The 23,548-nt window shown below is 68.3% G+C and carries 29 protein-coding genes; 3 read left to right on the forward strand and 26 right to left on the reverse strand.

Going from position 1 to position 23,548, the window contains the following annotated elements; translation table 11 throughout:
• Positions 1 to 87 precede the first annotated feature (87 nt).
• The 15 genes from ftsH to AAC067_RS13650 form a co-directional block, all read right to left on the reverse strand.
• Positions 88 to 2,016, reverse strand: a complete 1,929-nt coding sequence (gene ftsH / locus AAC067_RS13580) for an ATP-dependent zinc metalloprotease FtsH (protein ID WP_339933387.1) — start codon at positions 2,014 to 2,016, stop codon at positions 88 to 90.
• Between the two features lie 64 nt (positions 2,017 to 2,080).
• Positions 2,081 to 3,388 carry a tRNA lysidine(34) synthetase TilS gene (tilS, locus tag AAC067_RS13585; RefSeq protein WP_339933388.1) on the reverse strand — a complete coding sequence of 436 codons (1,308 nt, stop codon included), beginning with the start codon at positions 3,386 to 3,388 and terminating at the stop codon, positions 2,081 to 2,083.
• Complete coding sequence (locus AAC067_RS13590; RefSeq protein WP_339933389.1) at positions 3,379 to 4,230, reverse strand: tol-pal system protein; 852 nt, start codon at positions 4,228 to 4,230, stop codon at positions 3,379 to 3,381. Before AAC067_RS13590 ends, tilS begins: the two co-directional genes overlap by 10 nt.
• Before the next feature lie 79 nt (positions 4,231 to 4,309).
• Positions 4,310 to 4,855 carry a peptidoglycan-associated lipoprotein Pal gene (gene pal / locus AAC067_RS13595; protein WP_339933390.1) on the reverse strand — a complete coding sequence of 182 codons (546 nt, stop codon included), beginning with the start codon at positions 4,853 to 4,855 and terminating at the stop codon, positions 4,310 to 4,312.
• 145 nt (positions 4,856 to 5,000) lie between these two features.
• Positions 5,001 to 6,374: a Tol-Pal system beta propeller repeat protein TolB gene (gene tolB, locus AAC067_RS13600; protein WP_339933391.1), complete on the reverse strand. Its 1,374-nt coding sequence runs from the start codon at positions 6,372 to 6,374 to the stop codon at positions 5,001 to 5,003.
• A gap of 122 nt (positions 6,375 to 6,496) precedes the next feature.
• Positions 6,497 to 7,270, reverse strand: a complete 774-nt coding sequence (locus AAC067_RS13605; RefSeq protein ID WP_339933392.1) for a hypothetical protein — start codon at positions 7,268 to 7,270, stop codon at positions 6,497 to 6,499.
• 4 nt (positions 7,271 to 7,274) lie between these two features.
• Complete coding sequence (locus AAC067_RS13610) at positions 7,275 to 7,748, reverse strand: ExbD/TolR family protein (protein WP_339933393.1); 474 nt, start codon at positions 7,746 to 7,748, stop codon at positions 7,275 to 7,277.
• 3 nt (positions 7,749 to 7,751) lie between these two features.
• Positions 7,752 to 8,504 carry a protein TolQ gene (tolQ, locus tag AAC067_RS13615; protein WP_339933394.1) on the reverse strand — a complete coding sequence of 251 codons (753 nt, stop codon included), beginning with the start codon at positions 8,502 to 8,504 and terminating at the stop codon, positions 7,752 to 7,754.
• Positions 8,505 to 8,634: 130 nt separating this feature from the next.
• The gene (locus AAC067_RS13620) at positions 8,635 to 9,084 is read right to left on the reverse strand and encodes a YbgC/FadM family acyl-CoA thioesterase (RefSeq protein WP_339933395.1); all 450 of its coding nucleotides are present in this window, start codon (positions 9,082 to 9,084) and stop codon (positions 8,635 to 8,637) included.
• The gene (locus AAC067_RS13625; RefSeq protein ID WP_339933396.1) at positions 9,081 to 9,461 is read right to left on the reverse strand and encodes a hypothetical protein; all 381 of its coding nucleotides are present in this window, start codon (positions 9,459 to 9,461) and stop codon (positions 9,081 to 9,083) included. Before AAC067_RS13625 ends, AAC067_RS13620 begins: the two co-directional genes overlap by 4 nt.
• Positions 9,462 to 9,515: 54 nt before the next feature.
• Positions 9,516 to 10,388, reverse strand: a complete 873-nt coding sequence (locus AAC067_RS13630; protein WP_339933397.1) for a hypothetical protein — start codon at positions 10,386 to 10,388, stop codon at positions 9,516 to 9,518.
• Positions 10,385 to 11,419, reverse strand: coding sequence for a Holliday junction branch migration DNA helicase RuvB (gene ruvB / locus AAC067_RS13635; protein WP_339933398.1), 1,035 nt, complete (start codon positions 11,417 to 11,419; stop codon positions 10,385 to 10,387). Before ruvB ends, AAC067_RS13630 begins: the two co-directional genes overlap by 4 nt.
• 147 nt (positions 11,420 to 11,566) lie before the next feature.
• Positions 11,567 to 12,184, reverse strand: a complete 618-nt coding sequence (gene ruvA / locus AAC067_RS13640; RefSeq protein ID WP_339933399.1) for a Holliday junction branch migration protein RuvA — start codon at positions 12,182 to 12,184, stop codon at positions 11,567 to 11,569.
• Positions 12,181 to 12,705 carry a crossover junction endodeoxyribonuclease RuvC gene (gene ruvC, locus AAC067_RS13645; RefSeq protein WP_339933400.1) on the reverse strand — a complete coding sequence of 175 codons (525 nt, stop codon included), beginning with the start codon at positions 12,703 to 12,705 and terminating at the stop codon, positions 12,181 to 12,183. Before ruvC ends, ruvA begins: the two co-directional genes overlap by 4 nt.
• Positions 12,706 to 12,762: 57 nt before the next feature.
• Positions 12,763 to 13,452 (reverse strand): MgtC/SapB family protein, encoded by a 690-nt coding sequence (locus tag AAC067_RS13650; protein ID WP_339933401.1) that lies wholly within the window; start codon positions 13,450 to 13,452, stop codon positions 12,763 to 12,765.
• Between the two features lie 150 nt (positions 13,453 to 13,602).
• Between AAC067_RS13650 and AAC067_RS13655 the strand changes: the two genes are divergently transcribed.
• Complete coding sequence (locus AAC067_RS13655; protein ID WP_339933402.1) at positions 13,603 to 13,887, forward strand: hypothetical protein; 285 nt, start codon at positions 13,603 to 13,605, stop codon at positions 13,885 to 13,887.
• A gap of 52 nt (positions 13,888 to 13,939) precedes the next feature.
• On the opposite strand, the gene AAC067_RS13660 is transcribed toward AAC067_RS13655, so the two are convergent.
• From AAC067_RS13660 to AAC067_RS13670, 3 genes are all read right to left on the reverse strand, one after another.
• Complete coding sequence (locus tag AAC067_RS13660; RefSeq protein WP_339933403.1) at positions 13,940 to 15,304, reverse strand: hypothetical protein; 1,365 nt, start codon at positions 15,302 to 15,304, stop codon at positions 13,940 to 13,942.
• A gap of 182 nt (positions 15,305 to 15,486) precedes the next feature.
• On the reverse strand, positions 15,487 to 16,005 hold the full coding sequence (locus AAC067_RS13665) for a hemerythrin domain-containing protein (protein ID WP_339933404.1): 519 nt from the start codon (positions 16,003 to 16,005) through the stop codon (positions 15,487 to 15,489).
• Between the two features lie 63 nt (positions 16,006 to 16,068).
• On the reverse strand, positions 16,069 to 16,842 hold the full coding sequence (locus AAC067_RS13670; protein WP_339933405.1) for a YebC/PmpR family DNA-binding transcriptional regulator: 774 nt from the start codon (positions 16,840 to 16,842) through the stop codon (positions 16,069 to 16,071).
• A gap of 134 nt (positions 16,843 to 16,976) precedes the next feature.
• Between AAC067_RS13670 and AAC067_RS13675 the strand changes: the two genes are divergently transcribed.
• A complete protein-coding gene (locus AAC067_RS13675) occupies positions 16,977 to 17,213 on the forward strand; it encodes a hypothetical protein (protein ID WP_339933406.1) in 237 nt (78 codons plus the stop codon).
• Here AAC067_RS13675 and AAC067_RS13680 read toward each other — a convergent pair whose 3' ends face one another.
• Together AAC067_RS13680 and AAC067_RS13685 are read right to left on the reverse strand one after the other, a co-directional pair.
• Complete coding sequence (locus tag AAC067_RS13680) at positions 17,214 to 17,672, reverse strand: hypothetical protein (RefSeq protein ID WP_339933407.1); 459 nt, start codon at positions 17,670 to 17,672, stop codon at positions 17,214 to 17,216.
• 35 nt (positions 17,673 to 17,707) lie between these two features.
• Entirely contained in the window at positions 17,708 to 18,145 is a 438-nt protein-coding gene (locus tag AAC067_RS13685) for a thioesterase family protein (RefSeq protein ID WP_339933408.1), read from the reverse strand.
• Positions 18,146 to 18,274: 129 nt separating this feature from the next.
• Here AAC067_RS13685 and AAC067_RS13690 point away from each other — a divergent pair, with 129 nt between their 5' ends.
• Positions 18,275 to 19,399 (forward strand): zinc-dependent alcohol dehydrogenase family protein, encoded by a 1,125-nt coding sequence (locus AAC067_RS13690; protein ID WP_339933409.1) that lies wholly within the window; start codon positions 18,275 to 18,277, stop codon positions 19,397 to 19,399.
• 85 nt (positions 19,400 to 19,484) lie between these two features.
• Here AAC067_RS13690 and AAC067_RS13695 read toward each other — a convergent pair whose 3' ends face one another.
• The 6 genes from AAC067_RS13695 to AAC067_RS13720 all read right to left on the reverse strand — a co-directional run bounded on the left by AAC067_RS13695 (position 19,485) and on the right by AAC067_RS13720 (position 23,485).
• Positions 19,485 to 19,796 carry a hypothetical protein gene (locus AAC067_RS13695; protein WP_339933410.1) on the reverse strand — a complete coding sequence of 104 codons (312 nt, stop codon included), beginning with the start codon at positions 19,794 to 19,796 and terminating at the stop codon, positions 19,485 to 19,487.
• A 338-nt stretch (positions 19,797 to 20,134) separates the two neighbouring features.
• Complete coding sequence (locus tag AAC067_RS13700; RefSeq protein WP_339933411.1) at positions 20,135 to 20,416, reverse strand: hypothetical protein; 282 nt, start codon at positions 20,414 to 20,416, stop codon at positions 20,135 to 20,137.
• Between the two features lie 5 nt (positions 20,417 to 20,421).
• Entirely contained in the window at positions 20,422 to 21,267 is an 846-nt protein-coding gene (locus tag AAC067_RS13705; protein ID WP_339933412.1) for a ribokinase, read from the reverse strand.
• Positions 21,264 to 22,202: a nucleoside hydrolase gene (locus tag AAC067_RS13710; protein WP_339933413.1), complete on the reverse strand. Its 939-nt coding sequence runs from the start codon at positions 22,200 to 22,202 to the stop codon at positions 21,264 to 21,266. The genes AAC067_RS13705 and AAC067_RS13710 overlap by 4 nt, the downstream gene beginning before the upstream one ends.
• Before the next feature lie 45 nt (positions 22,203 to 22,247).
• Complete coding sequence (locus AAC067_RS13715; RefSeq protein WP_339933414.1) at positions 22,248 to 22,823, reverse strand: hypothetical protein; 576 nt, start codon at positions 22,821 to 22,823, stop codon at positions 22,248 to 22,250.
• 2 nt (positions 22,824 to 22,825) lie between these two features.
• The gene (locus AAC067_RS13720) at positions 22,826 to 23,485 is read right to left on the reverse strand and encodes an amino acid racemase (protein WP_339933415.1); all 660 of its coding nucleotides are present in this window, start codon (positions 23,483 to 23,485) and stop codon (positions 22,826 to 22,828) included.
• Positions 23,486 to 23,548 lie beyond the last annotated feature (63 nt).

Here is a 23,548-nt window from a genome sequence, read left to right on the forward strand (position 1 = left end):
CATAGACCTGTTTGTAATACAAACTGGTTCGTCAAAATGAGAGGCGCATAGTCGAACCATGCGCCTCTCCGGGAACAACGCCCCGTATCAGTGAACGGTCGGCACGGTCTCCACTGCCGGTTCCGCGGCCGGCGTGATCGGCACCGAGACCGACGGGCCGCTGACGGGGAATTTGGCCTCGTCCCGTTCGGGGGCGATGCCCTTCTCCAGCAGGTCGCGGATCTCGTCACCCGACAGGGTCTCGTATTCCAGCAGGGCCTGGGCCAGCTTCTCGAGATCGCCGGCCTTCTTCTTCAGGATCTTGCGCGCCTCGTTCCAGCCGTCGGTGACCAGTCGCTTGACCTCGGCGTCGATGATCCGTGCCGTCTCCTCGGAGACATTCTGACTGCGGGCCACGGAATGGCCGAGGAAGACCTCCTGCTCATTGTCGCCATAGGCCACCGTGCCCAGCACGTCGGAGAAGCCCCACTGGGTCACCATCCGGCGCGCCAGCTTGGTCGCCTGACGGATGTCGGACGAGGCGCCCGAGGTGATGTTGGACTTGCCGAAGATCAGCTCCTCGGCCACCCGGCCGCCGGCCATAATGGCGATGGTGTCGATCATCTGCTGGTATTTCAGCGAATAGCGATCACCTTCCGGCAGCTGCATGACCATGCCCAGGGCCTGACCGCGCGGCACGATGGTGGCCTTGTGCACCGGGTCGGCCATCTTGACGTTGATGGCGACGATGGCGTGGCCGCCCTCGTGATAGGCGGTCATCCGCTTCTCTTCGTCGCTCATGGCCATGGATTTGCGTTCGGCCCCCATCAGCACCCGGTCCTTGGCGTCCTCGAAATCGCGATGGGTGACCATGCGGCGATCCTTGCGCGCCGCCATCAGCGCCGCCTCATTGACCAGATTGGCCAGATCGGCCCCGGAGAAGCCGGGCGTACCGCGCGCGATGGTCTTGACGTTGACGTCCGCGGCCAGCGGCACATCCTTCATGTGGACGCGCAGGATCTTCTCGCGACCGCCGACGTCGGGATTGGGCACCACCACCTGGCGGTCGAAGCGACCGGGACGCAGCAGAGCCGGGTCCAGCACGTCAGGCCGGTTGGTGGCGGCGATCAGGATGATGCCTTCATTGGCTTCGAAGCCGTCCATCTCGACCAGCAGCTGGTTCAGCGTCTGTTCGCGCTCGTCATTGCCGCCACCGACACCGGCGCCGCGATGACGACCGACCGCATCGATCTCGTCGATGAAGATGATGCAGGGCGCATTCTTCTTGGCCTGTTCGAACATGTCACGCACGCGGCTGGCACCGACGCCGACGAACATCTCGACGAAGTCCGAGCCGGAGATCGAGAAGAAGGGCACGCCCGCCTCCCCGGCCACGGCACGGGCCAGCAGGGTCTTGCCGGTACCGGGAGGTCCGACCAGCAGCGCCCCCTTGGGAATCTTGCCGCCAAGACGCTGGAACTTGCCCGGGTCCTTCAGGAATTCGACGACCTCGGACAGCTCCTCCTTGGCCTCATCGACCCCGGCGACGTCCTCAAAGGTCTTGCGCCCCTTGTGCTCGGTCAGCAGCTTGGCCTTGGACTTGCCGAAGCCCATGGCCCCGCGTGCGCCGCCCTGCATCCGGTTCATGATGAAAAGCCAGAAGACGATGATCAGACCGACCGGCAGCAGCAGGCTGAGCGCGCCCATCCACCACGGCGACTTGGTCGTCTTGACGTCGACCTGCGCACCGGAGGCCCGGATCGACTCAACCAGTTCCAGATTGGGATAGGGGGTGATGGTGGTAAATTTGCTGTCGTCCTTCAGCGTGCCGGTGATCTCGTCACCCTTGACCACCGCATCGGTGATCTGTTCGCCCTGCACGGCGGTGACCAGCTGCGAATAGTTGATGACCTCCGGCTTGGCCGCGGCCGCGCCTCCGGCCCCGGGCGTCAGGCCGCCTTCCCGGTCGAACAGCAGGGTCGCGGCCAGCAGCATCAGGAGAATGGCGCTGAAAATGGCCATGTTGCGAAGGTTCATTCGGTCCTCGGTCGCTTGTCTTGCAAGCCGGTTCGGCGAAGGTGCCGGGCCGGTCTGGGATGGTTCAGAGAGAAAATAGGGGGTCCGGAGGCTTTGCGCCATGCAGCGCGTCGCCAAGGCCCGTCTCATGCGTCGTTTCGTCCAACGCCAGGGCCAGGCGCTCGCCGACCAGACACCGTGCGTCACCGGCCCGCCCTGCAAGAACCGGTGCAGTCGACCCTTCCCGGATCAGGACAGGCAGGGTCGGCCGGACGGCGGCCGGCAGGCGGGTCAGGCTCAGGCGATCCTGGGGCGAAAGTTGCGCCAGTCGACCCGCGGCGGCCACCACCCGGGTCCCCGCCGCCAGCGTCGCCAGTTCGAACCGTCCGTCCCAGATCAGCCGGCCGCCCGCCTTGGCCACCTGTGGCGTCGGCGGAAACCGCACGAACTCCCCCGCCTCACGCATCAGGGTCACCCGGGGCCCCAGCGCCTCGATCCGCGCGCCGCACATCGCCGCGGTGAAATCCTCACCCGCCGCCAGCCGTACCAGCAGCCGGGTCAATCGTTCGCCGCGCGGCGGACGGCTGCCGCCTCCGGCGCAGACCGCGGCCGTGGCCAGGGTTCTGGCGCTGGCCGCCCGCGACAGCTGGACAATGCCGATCGCCGAAACCTTCGGGGCCGGTCCTCGAATGGCCCGGGGTTGGGGGGGCGGTACCGGGACCGCGCCGACAGCCGCCAGATCCTGGCGGGCCCGGCTGCGGGCATAGCGTGGATCGACATTGCCGGGATCCTCGACCCAGCCCAGCCCGCGCTCCGCCAGATAGGTTCGCACCCGTTCGCGGCTCTCGGGCAGCAGGGGGCGCAGCAGCATCAGCCCCCGCCCCTGCGGCCAGGCCGGGGACGGGGCCCAGGCGCGGATACGGCCCAGGCTCGAGCCACGGGCGCGCATCCAGTCGGCCTCGGCCACATCGGACGACGTATGGGCAAACAGCATGACCCGCGCGCCGGCCTCGCGCGCGACATCGGCGATCAGCGCATGCCGCGCGGCGCGCGCGGCCGCCGGCAGACCGGTCGACGGCCGGGGGCCCTCCCAGCGGATGCCACGCCACTCGACCCCGACCGCGGCCGCGGCCCGGGCGGCGATGGCATTCCAGCGCCCGCTGTCCGGGTTCAGTCCATGATCGACGGTGACGGCCAGCAGGCGACGTCCGCGTCGCGCCGCCCACAGGGCCGCCAGGTCCAGCAGCGCCATGGAGTCACCGCCGCCCGACAGGGCCAGGACCACCGGCCGCTCAACATTGAATTCGAGACGGGCATCCAGCCGGTCGAAGACCCGCGACGCCAGGCCCGCGGCCGGAGTCGTCGCGTCGGCCCCGGTCGGCGTCAGCTGCACCCGGCGCGGGTTTTCAACTGGGTGGCACGGGTGCGCAGGGCCGGGGTCGCGCCCTCGGCATAGCGACGGGTGAACTCACCCAGCGCGCCACAGGCCTGGGTGTCGCGATCGCTGGCTTCCAGCGCCGAGGCCAGTTTCAGGGTCGTCTCCGCGGCCCAGGGGGTCCGCGGCCAGCCGCTCAGCGCGGCGGCAAAGGCCTGGACCGCACCGGCCTGATCACGGGCCGCGACCCGCATGTCGCCCAGGGCCACATTGGCTTCGCGCGCCTGGGGGGTGTCGGGCCAGGTCACCACGACCGTCTCCAGTGCACGGCCGCCACGGGCCGGCTCGGCGGTGACCAGACGCACGGCTGCAGCCAGATCTCCGGCGGCGTTCCCGGTCGGCGAATTGGCCACAACCGGCCCGTTCAGCTCGGCGTCGGCCCGGGCGGCATCCTCGATGGCCTTCACCCGCCGCTCGAAATCGTTCAGGCGCGTCCGCAGGGCAGAATTGTCTCGCGACGCCTCTTCCAGCTGAAAGGTCAGGCGCTCGACGTCGCCATTGACCCGCTGCAGGGTCGCCTCGAGGTCATCGACCCGGCGATCCAGGGTCGAGACCCGCCCCTGCACGGCCAGAACCTCGGGGTCGGTTTGCAGAATGAAGGGCTCACCGGCCGCATTGGCCTGGTTCAGGGCCCGGTCGACGCGACGCACGGTGCGTTCCAGCTGCTCCAGCCGGCGCTTGTCCCACTGGATCGGCTCGTTGGTCACGGTCTGGGCGACGGTCGTCCCGGCAATCAGCGCCAGGCCGATGGCCGTCAGCACGGCCTTCTTCGAGCGGAACAGGTCAGGTTTAAGCGTCATGGATCAACGGTCCCACCGTTTTGCGGCACCCGCAAGGCGACTCCTCCCCGCCGCACCGCGGCAGGGAGGAGGTTTGGCGTCAGCGCGGCGCGCCGGAGACGATGGCGGTGTGGGCGTTGCGGTTGCGCGCCCAGGCGGCCTCGTTCGATCCCTCGGCGATCGGACGCTCCTTGCCGTAGCTGATGGTGTCGATCCGGCCGGCGGGAATGCCGCGGTCGACCAGATAGTTGCGGACCGACTCGGCGCGACGGGCGGCCAGGGCCAGATTGTACTCGCGGGTGCCGCGCTCGTCGGCATTGCCCTCGATCCGGATCGTCACCTGCGGGTAACGCTGCAGCCACTGGGCCTGGGCGTCGAGACGGGCGAAGGCCTCAGGGCGGATCTGGTACATGTTCAGATCGAAATAGACCCGGTCGCCGATGTTGACGACGAAGTCCTGCTCCGAGCCGGGCATGACGGAACCGACCGGTGCACCGGTCACCGGCCCGGTCGGGGCGGTCGGATATTGCGGACCGGCCGGGGCCGCCGGAACGGCGCCCTCAACCGGACGGCGCGGCGCACAGGCGGCCATGGCGGTGACGGCGACGCCGACGAGGGCGAGCCGCAAAAGGGTCGAGGTTTTCATCCGGTCGTCTCCTGGCATGGTTCTGAAAATTGGCACTTAAGCTCGGCTATAGTGGACTACGAACGGCGATCCAGCCAATTCACCCGCAGCGATCCCGCGATAACGAACTGTTGAGCAGGCGTGGGCTCCGCCCCGACAACCCTGATCAATTCGGACAGCTGTCCGGGCTCTGGTTGAAGCCGATGTTGGAGGGCGGACCGTCCAGCAGGGGTGACCAGGCCGGATCCGAACCGCGTCCGGAATAGCCCGCCTGGGACACGACCCGCCCGCTCAGATCAACGGTCCACAGCCGGGCGTCACCGCCGGGAGCCGAGCGCGCGAACATCACATAGCGGCCATTGGGGGCCCAGGACGGCCCCTCCTCGAAATAGCTCGACGACAGCAGACGCTCGCCCGAGCCGTCGGTATTCATCACCCCGGTCGAGAACCGTCCGCCTGACTGTTTGGTAAAGGCGATCATGTCACCACGCGGGCTCCACGCCGGCGAGGTATAGAGGCCACCACCGCGCGAGATCGGGCGCTGGCCCGAGCCGTCCGACCGCATCACATACAGGCGCGGCGTGCCGGTCCGGTCAGAGTTGAACACGATCTGCGACCCGTCCGGGCTGAACGAGGGCGAGGTGTCGATGCCGGGGTCCGAGGTCAGGCGCGACAACTGCCGGGTCCGCAGATTGATAACCCAGACGTCGGTATTGCCGCCCTTGATGATCGAGAAGGCGATGCGCGTCCCGTCGTTGGAGAAGCGCGGGGCCAGCACCTGGCCGTCGAACTCGCCCAGGCTTTCGCGCCGGCCGGTCGACAGGTTGTAGATATAGATCCGGCTGTAGTCCCGGCCCAGCGCCACATAGGTGATCTCGTCCGGGTTCGAGGTCGAGAAGCGCGGCGACATGATCACCTCGTCGCCCTGGGTCAGGAACACCGGATTGTAGCCGTCCTGGTCCGAGATGGTCAGGCGGCTCAGCTTGTTCAGCTGGGTGCCGCTCTCGGCCACGAAGATAACCCGGCTGTCGAAGAAGCCGGATTCCCCGGTCATCCGCTGATAGACGACGTCGGCGATCTTGTGGGCAATCCGGCGCCACTGCTCGGGCGTGGCGGTGAACTGATAGCTGACCAACTGGCACTGGCGGTACGGGTCATACAGCCGGAAGCCGACGTCGTTGCGCCCGTCCGGACGGGCCGTGACGCTGCCGTACAGCACGGCCTGGGCCCCGATCGCCGTCCACTGCGGGAAGTTGGGGGCATTGGCCAGGGTCAGGCCGGTCTCGACGAAACTGGCCGGATCCAGCGGTTCGAAATAGCCCGACCGGCGCAGGTCACCCCGGACCACGCCCGCCAGCTCGGCCCCGTTCTGGCCGGCGAAGGGCGCGATGGCGATCTGCAGCGGCCGCAGGACGCCCTGATCGATCTCGACCTCAACGGGCTGGCCCGGCCGTGCCGGTGTCTGGGCCTGGGTCTGGGCTGCCCACGGCACCGCCATCGCCAGGACCGCGACCGTTGCGAGAAGACGATTGAGACGCATGGTTCACTCCGGCAGATTCAGTTCGACCCGCCCTTATCGCCAGACCGGGCCCGAATGACCAGTCATCGGCCCGAATGGGGCGACTTTGAGGACGGCGGCACCACCCGGCCGAATTCCCGCCGCTAGCGGCCGCGGCAGGCGCGTTCGGTGTTGAAGATGGGTCTGAACGCCCCGCCCTCGAAGCCGGACGGCACATCGAACGGCGCAGTCTGGCGCAGCGCCCGGATCGCCCCGTCGGCAGCGGCGCGATAGACCGCATCGGAGCGCGGCGACACCAATGTCGGGCCCGAGGTGATCCGTCCGTCGCTGGACAGGGTCACATCGATCTGGATCCGCAGTTCATTGGCCCCCGGGATGTCACAGGGCAGGATCCAGTTGGGGTAGATCTGGTTGAAGAAGGCCGTCGACTGCGGCCCGGTCGCCTGCGAGGCGGAGCCGCTGCCCTGCTGGCCTGTCGCCGGGGCCCGGCCACGGTTGGGCGTGGTGCGCGGCGCACCGGCCAGCGCATCGAGGTCGAGGGTCGGCTCTTCCCGGCGCGGTGCCGGACGCGGTGGCGTTGGCGTCGGCCGGGGCGGCGTCGGGGTTGCGCGCGGTGGCGTGCGCTCGGCCGGGCGCGGCGTCGGAGTGGGCGTCGGCACGGGCGGAACCGGCTCGGTCGGGGTCGGCAGCGGCTCGACCTCGGCGACCGGGGCGGTCGAGGCGTCCTCGTCACTCGGGGTCTCGGCCGGATTGTCTGCGGCCGCGGCGGCGATGACCATGTCCGACACGATGGTCACCGGCACCGACGTGATCATCGGCTTCAGCTCGTCGCGATGTTCGAAGGTCACGAAGGCAAGCGCGACCACCCCCGCGTGCAGGGCGATGGAACCGAGAATCGCGGGACTGGGCCGGCGCAAGGGATCAGCCCTCCGGATCGGTCGCGGCGCTGGCCTGGGGAGCCGTGTCGGTAATCAGGTTCAGCTTGGAAAAACCCGAGGCGCTGAGCCGCGCCATCACCCGGGCCACGGCCTGATAGGGGGCCGCGCCGTCGGCGCGGATGAACACCGGCGTCTCGCGACCCGCCTCACCCGCCGATTCGGCGACGCGCAGGATCAGCTGCTCCCAGCGGGTCTCGCTCTCGCCGACGAAGATGTTGCCGTTGCGGTCGATCGAGATACTGACCGGATCGCGGCTCTGCTCCACCGCCCCGGCCTCGGTCTTGGGCAGGTCGACCGGCACGCCGACCGTCAGCAGCGGGGCCGAGATCATGAAGATGATCAGCAGCACCAGCATCACATCGACCAGCGGCGTGACGTTGATCTCGCTCAGCGGCCGCTTGCGCGCCCGTCGCCGTCCCCGCACATGTCCGCCGCCGCCGGCTCCACCCATCGCCATGGGTCAGACGCCCCGGTTGAAGCTGGTGTCGACGGTGGGCGTCGGTGCCGGCGCAGGCGAGGTGGGGCCGCCCAGACGACGGGCCACGGCGGCCTGCAGATCGTCGGCGAAACTCTCCAGCCGGCCGGTGAACTTGCCCGCGTCGATCGAGAATTTATTGTAGGCGATATAGGCCGGAATGGCCGCCGCCAGACCGATGGCCGTGGCGAACAGGGCCTCGGCGATGGCCGGGGCCACGGTGGTGAGATTGGTGTTCCCGGCCGTGGCGATGGCGTCGAAGGCGTTCATGATGCCCCAGACCGTGCCGAACAGGCCGATGAACGGCGACGAGGTCGCCACCACCGACAGCACGCCCAGACCTTCCTCGATCCGCTGGCCTTCGCGGGCGATGGTCGCATCCAGCGCCCGGTCGATCCGGGCCATCAGCATATTGCCCTGACTCTCGGTCAGGGTTCCGCCCTTGCGCGCCTCGCGCCAGTCGGTGATGGCGATCACCAGCATGCGCGGCAGGGCGTGGGCCGGCTCGGGACCGGCGCGATTGGCGATCTCCTCCAGCGGGCGACCCGAGGCCACCTCACGCTCGAAGGCCGCGGCCTGCCGGTTCAGACTGGCGAACCGGACCGCCTTGTCGATGATGACCGTCCACGACCACAGCGAGGCGACGCCGAGGCCGACCATCACGACCTTCACCACCCAGTCGGCGGTCATGAACAGCGCCACGGGATTGATCATCGAGGCGTCGGCGGGCACGGTCATGGTTCAATCCTCGGCACGGTCTGCGACCCTATCCTGCGGGCTGGCGTGACCTTTGTGTGGCATCGTCCCCGGGGTCTAGCGGGGACGGGCGATTCCGTCACCTGCTTACACCTGACACGTTCATGAACCGTCAAGCTTGCGGCGACAGCCACGGCCGGACCTTCTCGACCAGGGCCCGGGTCGGGCGGCACGGCCGTCCATCCAGATGAATACACACCGCCACCACCTCGGCCCGGCACAGGACATCACCGCCCCGTTCCACCGCCTGCGCGATCAGCAGCCGCGGTCCCTTGATCGCCTGATAGGTGGTGCGCACCACCAGCGCGTTATCGATGCGGGCAGGCTTGAGGAATTTCAGCTCCAGCGTCGAGACGACGAAGGCCATCGGCTGGTCGCCGTCCAGCAGGTCGGCGTGACCGATTCCCATCAGCCGCAGACAGTCCGACCGCCCCCGCTCCAGATAGCGGACATAGTTGGCGTGATAGACCAGACCGGTGAAGTCGGTGTCCTCGTAATAGACCCGCACGGGCAGCAGATGATCGCGTCCGTCAAAACGGCCGGCGGTCGGGGTGTCGGTCATGGGATGGCCCGCGGGTTCGCCGGTTTTGGAAAGTTCGGGCAGTCGGCGGCCAGCATGGCACGGAACTCCGTACTTAGCGGATCGTGGCTCAGCAGCATCCGGTTGGGCCGGGAGACGAAGCCCACCGCCGCGCCACGCGGTTCGGCCGCCAGGTAGCCGCACACCACCCGGCCGCTACCGGCCTCGATCAACTGAACTTCGGCCTGGGGGCCCAGCTGCTCGCGCGCCTGACGCAGCACCCGTTCCGACACCGGCTCACGCACAACGCCGGGGACCTGACCATGGGTGGCCAGCCACAACAATACCCCACCCAGCACCAGAACGGCGACGCCCAGCACCGCGATCACCCTGTCGAACCGTATCGCGCCTCGCCGCATGCCGCCTCCGTCTGAAACGTCAGCATGACCGGCTTTGCCGGTCGGGTGAAGGGGTCAGGAGGGGATCGCCTGCGCGAGCTGCCGTCGGGCCACGATACCCAGAGACATCAGCCAGCCCAGCACCAGCGATGCGCCATACCCGATCACCGGCGCCGGATAGTTTCCGACGAAATTGGCCCCGACCAGACCGATCCACAGACCGAACAGGGCGATGGCCGTCACGCTCTTCGGGTGAACCCCGGCAAAAGCCCGCACGGCGAAGGGCAGCGGCAGCAGGACCAGCAACAGCCCGGCCAGAACCCCGACGGCCGGTTGGGCGACAAGGGCAGTGACCACGATCCGCTCGACCGTCGGGACGGCCGGCAGGAGATCGACCCGCGTCCACGCCCAGACACAGGCACCGAACGCGCACAGGATGGCCGCCCCCTCAGGCGAGGACAGCCTGCGCCGGGCAACCACGATGCCGACGAGCGCCAGCAGCAGGCCGGTGGCGGAGGCGGCGTCGGGCTGGACCGCCAGCATCAGGGCGAGAGCTGCGGTCAAACCGCCTGCCATCCAGTCAGCGGTCCGCTCCGCCATCATCCAGACGACCAGCGGCAGCAGGATCGACGCCGGCTGGATCATCACCGGTCCGAGGACGAGCCAGCGACTGACCTCTCCGCCGGCGCTGCCGTTCAGGGTCGCCAGAAGGGCAATCAACGACAGGGCCAGGATCGCGGGCGTGCCGATCCGGCCGGGTCGCCAGGAGGTGAAGGCGAACGCGGCCGCCAGCAGGGCACCGAGACCCAACGACGCGGCCTGCACCGTGATTGCCGGTACCGCCCCACCCGCCACGCGAATGGCCACAAGGCTGACGACCGCGGTCACGAGGGCCTGAACGATCAGGGCCGACCGTGTCCTCAACCGGTCAACGACTGCGCGGGTCATTCAAACAAATCTCCTGCACCTGCGACGGGCGGCTTGGGCGGCGCGGTCAGACCCAGATGCTCATAGGCGCGGGCGCAGGCCATCCGTCCGCGTGGCGTGCGCTGGATGAAGCCCTGCTGCAGCAGATAGGGTTCGATCACATCCTCGACCGCGTCACGCGCCTCGGCGATGGCTGCGGCCAGCGTGTCCATGCCGACCGGGCCGCCGCCATAGTTCTCGATCAGGGCTCGCAGGAAGCGCCGGTCCAGCGAATCCAGCCCCGCTTCGTCGACTTCCAGCCGCGCCAGGGCCCGCGCCGCCACCAGCCCGTCAATGATTGACGCGCCCTCGGCCCCGGCGAAATCGCGCACCCGCCGCAGCAGCCGCCCGGCCACCCGCGGCGTGCCACGTGACCGACCGGCGATCTCGCGCGCGCCGTCATCGGTCATGCCCACGCCCAGCTTGCGCGCCGCCCCGCTGATGACCCGCATCAGTTCCTCGGCCGTATAGAATTCCAGCCGCAACGGAATGCCGAACCGATCGCGCAAAGGCGTGGCCAGCAGCCCGGCCCGCGTCGTCGCCCCGACCAGCGTGAACGGGGCCAGGTCGATCCGCACCGACCGCGCCGACGGCCCCTCGCCGATGATCAGGTCCAGCACATGGTCCTCCATCGCCGGATAGAGGATTTCCTCGACCGTCGGGGCCAGCCGGTGAATCTCGTCGATGAACAGCACGTCGCGCGGTTCCAGATTGGTCAGGATCGCCGCCAGATCCCCGGCCTTGGCCAGGATCGGCCCCGAGGTGGTGCGGAAGCCGACCCCCAGCTCGCGCGCCACGATCTGGGCCAGGGTGGTCTTGCCCAGCCCCGGCGGTCCGAACAGCAGCACATGATCCATCGCCTCGCCGCGCCCGCGCGCCGCCTCGATGAACACCTTCAGATTGCCCTTGGCCTGTTCCTGACCGACGAAATCCGCCAGCACCTGCGGCCGCATGGCCCGGTCATGGGGCTCGCCGGGGGCCGGTTCGGCCGAAATGATGCGCTCGTCAGTCATGCAAATAACCGCTCATCCCCGCGCAGGCGGGGACCCAGTTCTTTGGGTGATCAGCGGTGCCGATTTCAGATGGATGGCAGCCCGACGCACGGTGCCACCGCTCAAACCTGGGTCCCCGCCTTCGCGGGGATGAACGGAATAGGGAACTCACCGCCCCAGCTCCTGCAGGGCCGCGCGGATCACCGCCGACAGATCGGCCTCCTCGCCCAGACGGGTCAGGGCGTGATCGACAGACCGGCGCGCATTGACCTCGGCCACGCCCAGACCCAGCAGGGCCGAAACCGCCTCGCCCGTGACGCTGGGCACCGGGGCCACGACCTCGGCATGCCCACCCGCGCTGTCGGGCGTGAAGTTGACCTCGCCCAGCGACTTGCCCTTCAGTTCAAGGACGATGCGTAGCGCCAGCTTGGGGCCGACGCCGTTTGCCCGGGCCACCGCCGCCTTGTCGTCGCGGGCCACCGCCGCCGCCAGCTCGGCGGGCGGCAGGACGTCCAGCACGCTCAGGGCCGCCTTGGGCCCCACCCCCTGGATGCCGGTCAGCGTCGTGAAGGCGCGCCGTTCGTCGCGGGTCAGGAAACCGTACAGCCGCGGCCCGTTCTCGGCCGACCAGCTGGATTCGATATGCAGCACCGCCTCGTCGCCCGGGGCCGGCAGCCGCTGCAACGTCCGCGCCCCGCAGGCCACGACATAGCCCACCCCGGCGCAGTCGATCAGGCAATGCCCTTCCTCGACCTCGGCCAGCATGCCTCTGAGACGGCCGATCATGCCGCCCCCCGGATCGGCAGCAGCTTCATCCGCCGCAGCTGGGCATGGGTGATGGCCACGGCCAGGGCGTCGGCCGCGTCGGCCTTCACGTCTCCGGCAGCGGGCAACAGGCGTTTGACCATGAAGGCGATCTGGCTCTTGTCGGCGTGACCGGCCCCGACCACCGCCTTCTTGATCAGGTTCGGCGCATATTCGGCCACGCTCAGACCGTGCCGCGCCGGAGCCAGCATCACCGCCGCCCGCGCATGGCCCAGTTTCAGGGTCGAGGCCGGATTCATGTTGACGAACACCTCCTCGATCGCCGCCTCGTCACAGCCGTGCGTGGCACAGACCTCACCCACCGCCTCCAGCAGATGCAGCAGTCGTTCGCTGAACGGTGCCCCCTCGGGCGGGCTGACCACCCCGTGCGCCACCCAGCGCAGCCGCGACCCCTCGGCCACCACCACGCCCCAGCCGGTACGGCGCAGACCGGGGTCCAGACCCAGGATTCGGGTCGCAGCAGGAATCGGAACGTTCGTCATTCGTTCCATTCATGCCCCAAACGCGGTTACCGAACAATGACCAGCGCTGCCGCCGCCTCAATTGTCGCGCGGAATCACCGAGAAACCGGCCAGTCCCACGGTGTCCGACAGCCGCCGGACCAGGGCATCGATGTCCAGCGGCATCTGCCCACGCGCCTTGATGTGCTGCTCGTGCAACTGGCCGTCAGGGCTCAGCACATGGCCGATCTGTACGCATTTCAGTTGGTTCTCGCGCAACATGGCCCGCAGGGCGACCTCATCCGGCGCGCTGCCGCGGCTCCAGCGCAGATGCACGTCCAGCACGCCGATATGCGGCAGCTGCGCATCCAGAAGGCGCAGGATGGCCAGCACCGCCAGCGTCGCCACCGACCCGATCAGGGCCAGCTGCAGCATGCCGACGCCGAACAGCACGCCGAGGGCCGAGGTCATCCACAGCGACGCCGCCGTGGTCAGTCCCTTGACCGAAAACCCCTCGCGAAAGATCACCCCCGCGCACAGGAAGCCGATGCCGGTCAGCAGGCCGTGCGCCATCCGGGTCGGATCGATGACCACCGTCTGTCCGGGCAGGGCGGTAAAGGCCCACTGGCTCTGGTGCATCGCGGCCAGCATCAGCAGGCACGACGCCATACAGACCAGGATATGGGTGCGAAAGCCGGCCGGATGGCCGTGATAGGTCCGCTCGACCCCGATCAGCCCCCCGGCCGTCATCGCCGCCAGCACTGGCCAGACCAGCCCCATATCGATCATGAATTCGCTCCGACAGCTGACGAATCTTCAGCCTAGCGCCGGCCGCGCGCATCGATCAAGGACTGCGGTCTGTTCCCCTGCGTCAGGCGCGGACCCGGCGGCTCGAACAACGCCATCCGCCGTCAGCAGGCTTGATAGGGACAATTCCCTATGTCCGGAACCGGACACAACGGCCGCGCATTGACTACCGTATCGGAGATCGACGTTATGGCGAATACGACCGAATTTCGGCCGGCCGGCCACGGCCTGCATCCGCGCCACTATGATGCGCTGCGCAGCGAAATCCTGCGCACAGGAACAGAGTTGTCAGACGCCCAACTCTCCGATCTGACTGAAGCCCTTGATCGTCAGGTTCAGACGCGGCGGCCCTCGCGGCTCGACGCTACCGCCTCTCGCCGGAACCCCCGTCAGAACGAAAGCCCCGGCGTGGTCTGAGTCAGCCTCGCACGCCGCCCTCCCCCTAAGGCTCGGGCACCCACGCCATCGCCTAGCTGGCGATGGCCTGGATTGAACCACCACTGTCCGGGCCCACACGCTCGCGGCCACTGCGGTCGCGGCGCGCGGTGTCCAGCGCGGCCGAGGTCATGGCCGAATCGGCGTGGGCGGCTTCAAGCTCACCCCGCAGGGTGGCGATCTGTTCGTTCAGGGTCGCGACCTCCGCCTCATTGGCCGACTGGACCGCGCTCAGCTTGGCCTGCAGCTTGGTCAGCCGGTCCTCGCTGCGTGACAGCGCCTTCTCGTGGACGGCGGCGGCCTTGGTCAGGGATTCGGCGCGATCCACGGCGGCGTGGCGGGCGCTGTCCATGGCGGCGTGACGCTCGCGCGCCTCATAGACCACGACTTCCAGCCCGCGGATGCGTTCAAGAGCCCGATCGAGACTGGTCTGCAGCTCCTCGCCGCGGCGTTCTGCGGTCTGCGACGTGGCCTGCAGCTCGGCCAGGCGCGTGGCCTGGTCGGCGTTCAGCGTCTCCAGCCGCAGCGAACGGGCGGTCGCCGTGTCCAGACGCGCCAAGGTGGCGGCCGATTCGGACCGGGCGCTCTCGGCCTGGTTTTCCATGGCCCGCAGCACGCGGGCGCTCTCGGCCTGTTCGGCGGCGGCACGCGAACGTTCCGCCGTCAGCTGTGCCTCGACGGTCGCGGCGGCGCGCGCCAGGCTGGCCACCTCGCCGACGACCTCTTCCATGCGCCGCTTCAGCGCTTCGTTCTCATCCGCCGACAGCCGGTAATCGCGGCTGGCCAGGGCCCGGGCCGAATCGGCCTCGACCCGCGCCGAATCGACCGTCGCCAGCTGCGTGCGCAGGGCGTCCTGATCATGTTCCAGTTCGACGATCCGCTGTGAGCTGTTGCGCTCCGACGCCTGCAGCGCCTCCAGCTGCGCCGTCGACTGCGACAGGTTGGTCCGCAGGCGGTCCAGCTCCAGCCGCGCCTCCTGCAGGCCGGTGGCGTGCTCGTCGCCATAGGCCTGCAGTTCCTCGATCCGGGTCTCGGCCTCGGCCGTCGCGGTGACCAGGGCACGGTTTTCGGCCGTGACGACCTCAACCCGCTCGGCCATTTCCACCTGGGACGTGCGCAGGTTGATCAATTCGATATGGGCGTCGCGTCGGGCGGTGAATTCCTCGGTCAGGGGCTCACGCACCTCGCCCAGAAGGGATTCAAAGGCCCGGAACTGTTCGGCCAGCTCGCCGAGCTGGTCCAGACTGCCGAGGATGGTTTCAAAGCGTTCACCGATCATGCCCGAGGCGGCCTCGGTCGCGGCGGGACCCGGCTGTTCTGACACCAGGGCCGGCCGACCGCGGTCGCCTTTGCCGGCTGCACCTGAAAGGGCCCGATCAATTCTGGACAAAAGCATCATGGTCGCTCCTCGACATCCAACTGACCGGGTCGACCCGAGCGAGTGCAGGTGCCGGCATCAATGCTCCGGCAGCGCCTTCCCAATCATTGACCAAGGGTTAATGAGACTCGCGACTTCTGTCGAGAGTGGACGGGATTCATCCACCGCTGGATTTCCGCACCGAACCGGGACCGCAGCCGCGATCAGCCGTGTTTCTCGACATAGGTCTCGGGGTCCTTGTTGACCGGCTTGACCCCGGTGATGTGGTCAGCGGCAAAGGCGGCGAACCGCACACCCAGCGCGTGACGCGTCTCCAGCGGGGCGTTGCGGCGAAAGTCGGTCAGCCCCTGCCGTTCCTCCTCACCCATATGCTTCGAGTTGACCACATTGGCCTTGCCGACCGCCTCGACCCAGGCCTTCGTCCCGACGCGGTGGCCGGCCACGGCCCGAACTGCATCGCGCAGCTTGTTGTGATCCTCAATGGCATCGACGGTTTCGGGACCGGCGTCATCGCCCTCGGCATCGTTGGCGGCCTCGCCGACTTTCAGCAGTTCCGGATAGAAGAACCGCTCCTCGGCCTCGGCATGGGCCTCGAGGAAGGCCGACAGCCGGCCCCACACCGCGGTCAGCGCCGCCGTATCCCCGGCGTCGATCTGTTCGAGGATCGAGAACAACCGCCGCTGCTCGGCGTGGTCGTCGAGGATCAGTTGGGTGATGTCCATGGGGACGGCTCCGGGAAAGCGTTGCAGTTCGCTTCCTAACCCCTCCCCGTAGCGGCCGTTCCCCTAGCCCCCGTAGGTCGCCATGTCTTCGTCGGAGATGTCCTCGTTCGAGAACACCACCGAAACGTCGTCCTCGGCGTCCAGCGCGTCGAGCAGCTTCATCAGTGTGCCGACCGCCTCGCCGGTGACCGGCACCTCGGACTGCGGCTTCCAGACGATGGCCGTCGACTTGGCGTCACCCAGGATCTTGGACATGGCCTCCGCCACCTCGTTCAGATCCTCGAAGGCCGTCCAGATGACGTGACCCGGCGCGTCCTCATAGATATCGGGCTTGACCAGATCGCTCTCGACGTCCTGGGCCCCCGCCTCGATCGCGGCTTCCATCACCGCGTCCTCGGTCCCGGCCTCGGCCGGATAGTGGATCCGCCCGACCTTGTCCCACATGAAGGCGACCGAGTTCATCTCGCTCAGCGCCCCGCCGTTCTTCTTGAACGCCGTGCCGATGTTGGAGTTGGCGCGATTGCGGTTGTCGGTCAGGGCCTCGACGATGATACCGACCCCGCCGGGGCCGCGGCCCTCGTAGCGGACCTCCTCCATCGTATCGATGTCACCACCGGCCGCCTTCTTGATGGCCCGGTCGATCACGTCCTTGGGCAGGCTCTCGGCCTTGGCGTTGTTGACCGCCAGGCGCAGACGCGGGTTCAGGGCGATATCGGGCATGCCCGACTTGGCCGCCACGGTGATGTCGCGCGACAATTTCGAGAACAGCTTGGATCGCACCGCGTCAGCGCGCCCCTTGCGGTGCATGATGTTCTTGTATTTGGAATGGCCGGCCATGAGTCCGTCGTCTGATATGGCTAAAATGTGAGGCGGGCATCTAGCCCGGACCGGGCCATTTGTCACCACGGCCCGTTACCGGGAACCGTCAAGCTTGCGATCGATTATCTGTCTACCCCTGTCGGAGTTGCCCAATGACCGTCCCCCCGATCGACGATCCCGCCGAGACCCGCACGGTCGAGGGCGTTCTCTACGACGCCGCTAATTTCCAGTATGACGATCTCGATGGCGACGACCGCGTCGACCACGCCGTGGCCCGCGCCCTCAGCATCCGGGCCGAGGTCGCCGGCGGCAGCCTGCTCGCCGCCTTCGCCCTCGGCGTCCTGACCACGGTCGCCGTGCTGGCCCTGCGCGACCGGCTGGACGACTGATCAGCAGCAGCTGTTCTTAATGTACCAGTCGTCGGCCAAACGGCGGTAAACGACGCGCCACTGGTCGCTCGGTTGGGCTATCTCCACGTCGGTGTCCTGCACGACGGGTCCGTCCGGTGGGGTCTGGCTGTACAGGATAGATTTGAGCTGGCCTGAGACCGCAATACCCGAACTGTACATACGGAATGCCACGGTTGAAGTGTTCGGCGGCCCCCCTTCGACGGTCAGGATTTCATGCTTCTCCATGAAACCGGCCAGAGCTCCGACGCGGGCCGGGTCGGCGCCAAGTGGTTGTGCGGAGACGGAACCGTCCGAACGTCGATCCACGCGCTGCATAACCGGCTCGGTTGTCATCAGATCCACGGCATCCTGAAAGCCGGTTCGATCCATTTCAAACTGCTCGGCCAGCGCCGCGTCCCGGGCGCGCGGATCGAGTTCGCCGCAGCCGACGCTGAGCATGCAAACGCCGAACAACAGAGCCCAACCCGACGCTCTCATACCTTCAGACTCTCCAGAAACCCGCGCATCGCCTCCGTCAGCGGCACCGCCTTCTTGGTCTCGCGGTCGACGTACACATGGACGAAATAGCCGACCGCCGCGGCCTCGTCCTCGGCGTTGCGGAACAGGCCGATCTCATAGCGCACCGACGACGAACCGACATGGGCGACCCGCACCCCGGCCTCGATCTGGTCGGGAAAGGCCGTCGGCGCGAAATAGCGACAGCCGGTCTCGGCCACCAGGCCGATGACCTCGCCCTTGTGAATGTCGATCTGCCCGGCCACCACCAGCAGCCGGTTCACCGCCGTGTCGAACCACGAATAATAGACGACATTGTTGACGTGGCCGTAGACGTCATTGTCCATCCACCGCGTCGAGATCGCCTGAAAACGCCGGTAGTCGCTCCGCTTCGTCCGCTCGATCGTGCCCGTCATGAATTCTCCCCTGATGTTTGTGCGCTAACGCTCGGCACGCGGTGCCTCGCTGGCTGAGCGCATTGGCGCGCTTCATTGCCCAGACGCTCGGGCTTGGCGAAGGCGGCGTCAAGCGCCTAGCGTCGGTCCATGAAAACCCGCGCCGCCGTCCTCCGCACCCTGGGTGCGCCCCGTCCCTATGCCGACAGCCGACCGCTGGTGATCGAGACCGTGACGCTGGACCCGCCCGGCCGCGACGAGGTGCTGGTGGCGATCAAGGCCGCGGGCCTGTGCCATTCGGATCTCAGTGTCATCAACGGCGACCGCCCCCGCCCCCTGCCCATGGCGCTGGGCCATGAAGCCGCCGGGGTGGTCGAGGCCCTGGGCGAGGGCGTCACCGACCTGGCCGTCGGCGATCATGTGGTCATGGTCTTCATGCCCAGCTGCGGCCACTGCACCCCCTGCGCCGGCGGCCGTCCGGCCCTGTGCGAACCGGGCGCCGCCGCCAACGGCAAGGGCGAGTTGCTGGGCGGCGGCACGCGGCTGCACGGCACCGACGGCGACCTCAACCACCACCTCGGCTGTTCGGCCTTCGCCGAACGCGCCGTGGTCTCGCGTCGCTCGCTGGTCAAGGTCGATGCCGACCTGCCCTTCGCCGAGGCGGCCCTGTTCGGTTGCGCCGTCCTGACCGGGGTCGGGGCCGTGGTGAACACCGCCGGCGTCCGGGCCGGCCAGTCGGTCGCCGTGGTCGGTCTCGGCGGCGTCGGCCTGGCCAGTGTGCTCGGCGCGCTGGCCAGCGGGGCCTCCCCGGTTGTCGCCGTCGACCTGTCGGAAGACAAGCTGGCCCTGGCCCGCAGCCTCGGCCCGGTCCTGACGGTCAATGCCGCCGACCCCGACGCCGTCGACCAGGTCCGCGCCCTGACGAACGGCGGCGCGGATGTCGTGTTCGAGATGGCCGGTTCGGTCCGGGCCCTGGAGTCCGCCTGGCAGATGACCCGCCGCGGCGGTACCACCGTCACCGCCGGCCTGCCCCCGCCCGAAGCCGCCCTGGCCGTCAATGTCGTCGATCTGGTCGCCGGGGAACGCACCCTGAAGGGCAGCTATATCGGCACCTGCGTCCCGTCCCGCGACCTGCCCCGCTACCTCGCCCTCTATCGCGCCGGCCGCCTGCCCGTCGACCGCCTGATGAGCGGCACCATAGGGCTGGACGACATCAACGCCGGCTTCGACCGTCTCGCCGACGGCGAGGTCGTGCGGCTGGTGGTGGAGTTCTAGCCACCCGCCCCCTCCCCCCGTCATCCTCGGGCCTGTCCCGAGGACCCATGCCTCCGACGCACGAAGGGTCGAGACCTCGCCGCTATCAGGCGGTGCGCTCTGGCATGCCGAACCAGGCGTTTATCGGGAAAACCTCGCCATCTATGAGTAGTCTTCCGCCCTTGTCGGTAAAGTCCTCCAGCAAGTCTCTGGCCGTGCGCAGGGCAAGGGCTAAAGCCTGAAGCGAATCCTCGCCCGCGACGTCCAGCGGAGCCTCGAAAAGAGGGTGCAACGTCAATGAGCATTCCCAGCCATCGAACCGTTCGCTTGCGAATGGTGCGCCGACCGAGATGTGAAGATCGAACGCTTCCCCATCAGCGCGGACCGCGTCGAGAGTAAGTTCGGCGATGCTGGTCATTGTCGTGGTCCTGTCCGGCTGAAATCGAACGATACACTTCGGTTTAAGGTGGAATGTCCCAACGTGTCTTGCCCGGTCATCAGCATCGGCACCGCAATCCAGACATTCAAATCGCGACGGCGAGCAACTGTCGACCCCGCTCCCCGTCATCCTCGGGCTTGTCCCGAGGACCCATTCCGCCGACGCACGGGCGGTTGGAGCCTCGCCACTCGTCCAGAATACCCACTGACCCAAGGCCGGAGCCCGCTCAACGATGGGTCCTCGGGACAAGCCCGAGGATGACGTGAGTAAAAGAGGACCCTCGCCTCTCCGGAATCGCCTCGACTTCATCGCGGGTCCTACTCCGCGACAAGGGCAAATCCCGAGGCCAGAACACGACCCGAAAGCACCTCCCGGACCTTGACGTTTACGTTACCGTCCCATTCGACATGGCGCTTTGACAGCAGGACCTGATGGCCCTCGAACGGGTGACCGGGAGTCGTGACCACACCCTCCCAAATCCGCTCGCCGGACGAGGCTGCAAGAATCGTGAACGGGGCGGGCACCTCGGGGATCGAGGTTGCCTCGTCCAAAACCCAACCCCATCCGTAGATGGGCGTAACGTCCAGCGTGTCGGTCACCCCCCTCAACCCTCCAGGATCGCCTCGACCTCATCGCGCATCGGCAACGACGGCTGGGCCCCCGGCCGCGTCGCCGCAATCGCCCCCGCGGCACACGCGAACCTCAGCGCCGCCTCCGGTTCCATCCCTTCCAGCAGGGCCACGGTGATGGCCCCGACGAAGGTGTCGCCGGCCCCGGTGGCGTCGACCGCCGTGACCTCGGGCGGGCTGGCCTCGGCGATCAGGCCGCCGCGCTGGAACAGCCGGGCCCCGCGCGCCCCCAGGGTCACCACCACCCGGCCGCCGCCGCTGTGCAGCAGATCGCCGTAATAGGCCGCCTCGGTCTCGTTGACGACGATCAGATCAGCCCGCCGCAGAAGCGCCTCCGACACCGGCGCGGCCGGGGCCAGGTTGACGCAGACGAAGTCCACCGCCCGCCCGACCGCCGCCTCGACCGTCTCGACCGGCAGTTCCAGCTGCAGGATCAGCGGCCCCTCGATCCGTTGCGGCAGCTGTTCGGGCGTCACCCGATGGTTGGCCCCCGCCGCCACCACAATCTGGTTTTCGCCCGACGGATCGACCGCGATCAGCGCCACCCCGGTCGCGGCCTCAGCGTCGGTGATGACCCCGGCCACATCGATATCGGCCTCCAGCAGCAGGGCCAGCGCCTCACCGGCCATACCGTCGCGGCCGACCCGGCCGATCATCGTCACCTCGGCCCCCAGCCGCGCCGCGGCCAGCGCCTGGTTGGCCCCCTTGCCGCCCGGATGCCGCGCCAGCGTCGCCCCGGTCACCGTCTCGCCCGGCCCCGGCAGGCGCGGGGCGCTGGCCACATGGTCCAGATTGATCGAGCCGACGACGGTGATCCTCATGGCAGACGCTCCAGACTTTCGGTGATCAGATCGAACACGCCCTGACCGTCGGCCCTGACCGCCCAGCGATGCTGGGCCGTGGCCGCGTCGATCCGGAACTCAACCGCCGTATGGCCGCGGGTCAGGTCGCTGACCGTCTCCACATCGATCCGGCACGGCTTCAGCTCGAACAGCGTGGGGTCCAGCAGCCAGGCCACGGTGCACGGATCATGCAGCGGCCCGGCGTCCCAGCCGACGATCTCGCGCTCGACCCGCTGCGAGAAGCGCAGCAGCTCGCCCGCCGCCCGCGCCGCCGCGCCGTCCAGCGCCTCGATCGCCGCGATCCGCGCCTCGGTCGCCCGCACCTGATGCGTCGCGTCCAGACCGAACAGGATCAGGTCACAGCCCGAGGCAAACACCTCGGCCGCCGCGTCGGGATCGGCATAGATGTTGAACTCGGCCGAAGGGGTGATGTTGCCGCCCTCCGACCGTGCGCCGCCCATCACCGAGACCGGACCCAGATGCGCCGCCAGCTTCGGTTCCAGCCGCAGCGCCAGCGCGATATTGGTCATCGGCCCCATCACCGCCAGCGCCACCGATCCCGCCGGTCGCGCCATCACCAGATCGACGATGGCCTGCGCCGCCGCCCCGGGGGCATTGCCCAGACGCGGCTCGAACGGGACCATGTCGCCGATACCGCCCTCGCCGTGGAACTCCGCCGCCGCCACCGGCTCGCGCACCAGCGGCCGGTCGGCCCCGGCGTGGACCGGTACGTCCTCGCGCCCGGCCAGCTGCCGCATGATCCGGGCGTTGCGCGCGGTGATAATCCCGGGAACGTTGCCGCCGACAGTGGTCACCGCCAGCAGCTCCAGTCCGGGCGATCCGAAGGCCAGAAACAGACCCAGGGCGTCGTCGACACCGGGGTCACAATCGATGATCAGGCTTTGCGTTTTCACCCAAACCTTATCGGGCGCACCGGTCACACGCCGCAAGCCGGGAAATCAGGTGTCGGCCACATTCGCCGACGCCGTCCATATCTTTTCCCGTGCCTCGGCCGTCTTGCGGATCAGGGCGAAGACCTTGCCGCCGTCGTCCAGGCCCGACAGTCGCGGCGCGTCCGCGGAAGGCTTCAGGTTCAGCGACCGGCTCGACGTGGGTGTCCACAGCGGCTCATCCTGGCCCAGGACGACGGTCGAACCGCCCCCGAACGAAGCGCTCAGCCGAAACAGATGGGCCTTCAGCAGGCTGGTTTCCGAACGCAGCGAACCGTCGCGGTCGATCACCAGAAGGCGGCTGTCGGTCAGCACATAGTGTTCCCCGTAGCGTCGGCTCCACCAGCTCCAGAACCGCCAACCCTGAACGAGAAGCGACAGGCCCGCCAGCGCCAGCGCCCCGACCGTAACCGGCCCGAAACCGAACAGGCCCTGAACCGTCAGCACCAAAAGAAGGGCGAGAATCCCGTGCAGGCCGAGAAGGACCATCGTGACGGCCTGACGGCGCGACAGGAACAGCCGGGCTCCGGGGGCTCCTGACCACACCAGATGCTCGCCCGGTTCCAGCAGGGCACCGACCTGCACGGTCAGGTGCAGGCCTTCACACAGGCCTTGGCCAGAACCTCGGCGGAGTCGACCAGCGGCACCGACACATCCTTGGGGCCCAGCAGCAGCGGCACCTCGGTACAGCCGGAAATCACCACCTCCGCGCCCCCGGACACCAGGGCCGCGGCCAGCCGGCGCATCTCGGCCTTGGGGGCCTTGCCGGTGTCGCCGCGCTTGACCGCCATAATACAGGCCATGAAGGCCTGCCGGTTGGCCCCGCCCAGACGCACGATCTTGGAACCCTGTCCGGCCAGGGCCGTGGTGTACAGGGCCTCGCCGCCCGGGGTGGCCAGCACGCCGACCTTCTTGGCCCCGCCGGCGGTGGCCGCCGCCGTGGTCTCGGCGATCATGTCGATGAACGGCAGGCCGATGGCCCGCAGACTGGTGGACTGGGCGTGGGCCGTGTTGCACGGCATGGCCAGAATCTGGGCTCCGGCCTCGCGCAGTCGCGCTGCCATCTCGCCCAGCATGTGGTCCGCCGCCTCGGGCGCACGATTGCGATCGGGCACCTGCGGGTTGATGTCGACCAGCATGCGGATGTGATCCAGATCGCCCTCGGCCGGAGTCAGCGCCTGCACCCGCGCCAGAAAGGCGACGGTCGCCGCCGGACCCATACCGCCCAGAACACCCAGTACCCGCATCGTCAATTCTCCTCGTCGCGACTTGCCGAAATGCCGCGAGGTTGTCCTTATGCCCCAGAAGAC

It is taken from the genome of uncultured Brevundimonas sp., assembly GCF_963977465.1.
Taxonomy (GTDB): domain Bacteria; phylum Pseudomonadota; class Alphaproteobacteria; order Caulobacterales; family Caulobacteraceae; genus Brevundimonas.

Excerpts from the sequence above, each read along its gene's own strand:
- tolQ (WP_339933394.1), bottom strand. The coding sequence starts at position 8,504 with ATGACCGTGCCCGCCGACGCCTCGATGATCAATCCCGTGGCGCTGTTC.
- ftsH (WP_339933387.1), bottom strand. The coding sequence starts at position 2,016 with ATGAACCTTCGCAACATGGCCATTTTCAGCGCCATTCTCCTGATGCTG.
- AAC067_RS13675 (WP_339933406.1), top strand. The coding sequence starts at position 16,977 with ATGACCGTCCCCCCGATCGACGATCCCGCCGAGACCCGCACGGTCGAG.
- AAC067_RS13685 (WP_339933408.1), bottom strand. The coding sequence starts at position 18,145 with ATGACGGGCACGATCGAGCGGACGAAGCGGAGCGACTACCGGCGTTTT.
- AAC067_RS13720 (WP_339933415.1), bottom strand. The coding sequence starts at position 23,485 with ATGCGGGTACTGGGTGTTCTGGGCGGTATGGGTCCGGCGGCGACCGTC.
- AAC067_RS13665 (WP_339933404.1), bottom strand. The coding sequence starts at position 16,005 with ATGGACATCACCCAACTGATCCTCGACGACCACGCCGAGCAGCGGCGG.
- AAC067_RS13655 (WP_339933402.1), top strand. The coding sequence starts at position 13,603 with ATGTCCGGAACCGGACACAACGGCCGCGCATTGACTACCGTATCGGAG.
- AAC067_RS13660 (WP_339933403.1), bottom strand. The coding sequence starts at position 15,304 with ATGATGCTTTTGTCCAGAATTGATCGGGCCCTTTCAGGTGCAGCCGGC.
- AAC067_RS13625 (WP_339933396.1), bottom strand. The coding sequence starts at position 9,461 with ATGCGGCGAGGCGCGATACGGTTCGACAGGGTGATCGCGGTGCTGGGC.
- AAC067_RS13705 (WP_339933412.1), bottom strand. The coding sequence starts at position 21,267 with ATGAGGATCACCGTCGTCGGCTCGATCAATCTGGACCATGTGGCCAGC.
- AAC067_RS13670 (WP_339933405.1), bottom strand. The coding sequence starts at position 16,842 with ATGGCCGGCCATTCCAAATACAAGAACATCATGCACCGCAAGGGGCGC.
- AAC067_RS13690 (WP_339933409.1), top strand. The coding sequence starts at position 18,275 with ATGAAAACCCGCGCCGCCGTCCTCCGCACCCTGGGTGCGCCCCGTCCC.
- AAC067_RS13620 (WP_339933395.1), bottom strand. The coding sequence starts at position 9,084 with ATGACCGACACCCCGACCGCCGGCCGTTTTGACGGACGCGATCATCTG.
- AAC067_RS13650 (WP_339933401.1), bottom strand. The coding sequence starts at position 13,452 with ATGATCGATATGGGGCTGGTCTGGCCAGTGCTGGCGGCGATGACGGCC.
- AAC067_RS13680 (WP_339933407.1), bottom strand. The coding sequence starts at position 17,672 with ATGCTCAGCGTCGGCTGCGGCGAACTCGATCCGCGCGCCCGGGACGCG.
- AAC067_RS13695 (WP_339933410.1), bottom strand. The coding sequence starts at position 19,796 with ATGACCAGCATCGCCGAACTTACTCTCGACGCGGTCCGCGCTGATGGG.
- ruvA (WP_339933399.1), bottom strand. The coding sequence starts at position 12,184 with ATGATCGGCCGTCTCAGAGGCATGCTGGCCGAGGTCGAGGAAGGGCAT.
- tolB (WP_339933391.1), bottom strand. The coding sequence starts at position 6,374 with ATGCGTCTCAATCGTCTTCTCGCAACGGTCGCGGTCCTGGCGATGGCG.
- ruvB (WP_339933398.1), bottom strand. The coding sequence starts at position 11,419 with ATGACTGACGAGCGCATCATTTCGGCCGAACCGGCCCCCGGCGAGCCC.
- AAC067_RS13630 (WP_339933397.1), bottom strand. The coding sequence starts at position 10,388 with ATGACCCGCGCAGTCGTTGACCGGTTGAGGACACGGTCGGCCCTGATC.
- AAC067_RS13590 (WP_339933389.1), bottom strand. The coding sequence starts at position 4,230 with ATGACGCTTAAACCTGACCTGTTCCGCTCGAAGAAGGCCGTGCTGACG.
- pal (WP_339933390.1), bottom strand. The coding sequence starts at position 4,855 with ATGAAAACCTCGACCCTTTTGCGGCTCGCCCTCGTCGGCGTCGCCGTC.
- AAC067_RS13610 (WP_339933393.1), bottom strand. The coding sequence starts at position 7,748 with ATGGCGATGGGTGGAGCCGGCGGCGGCGGACATGTGCGGGGACGGCGA.
- ruvC (WP_339933400.1), bottom strand. The coding sequence starts at position 12,705 with ATGACGAACGTTCCGATTCCTGCTGCGACCCGAATCCTGGGTCTGGAC.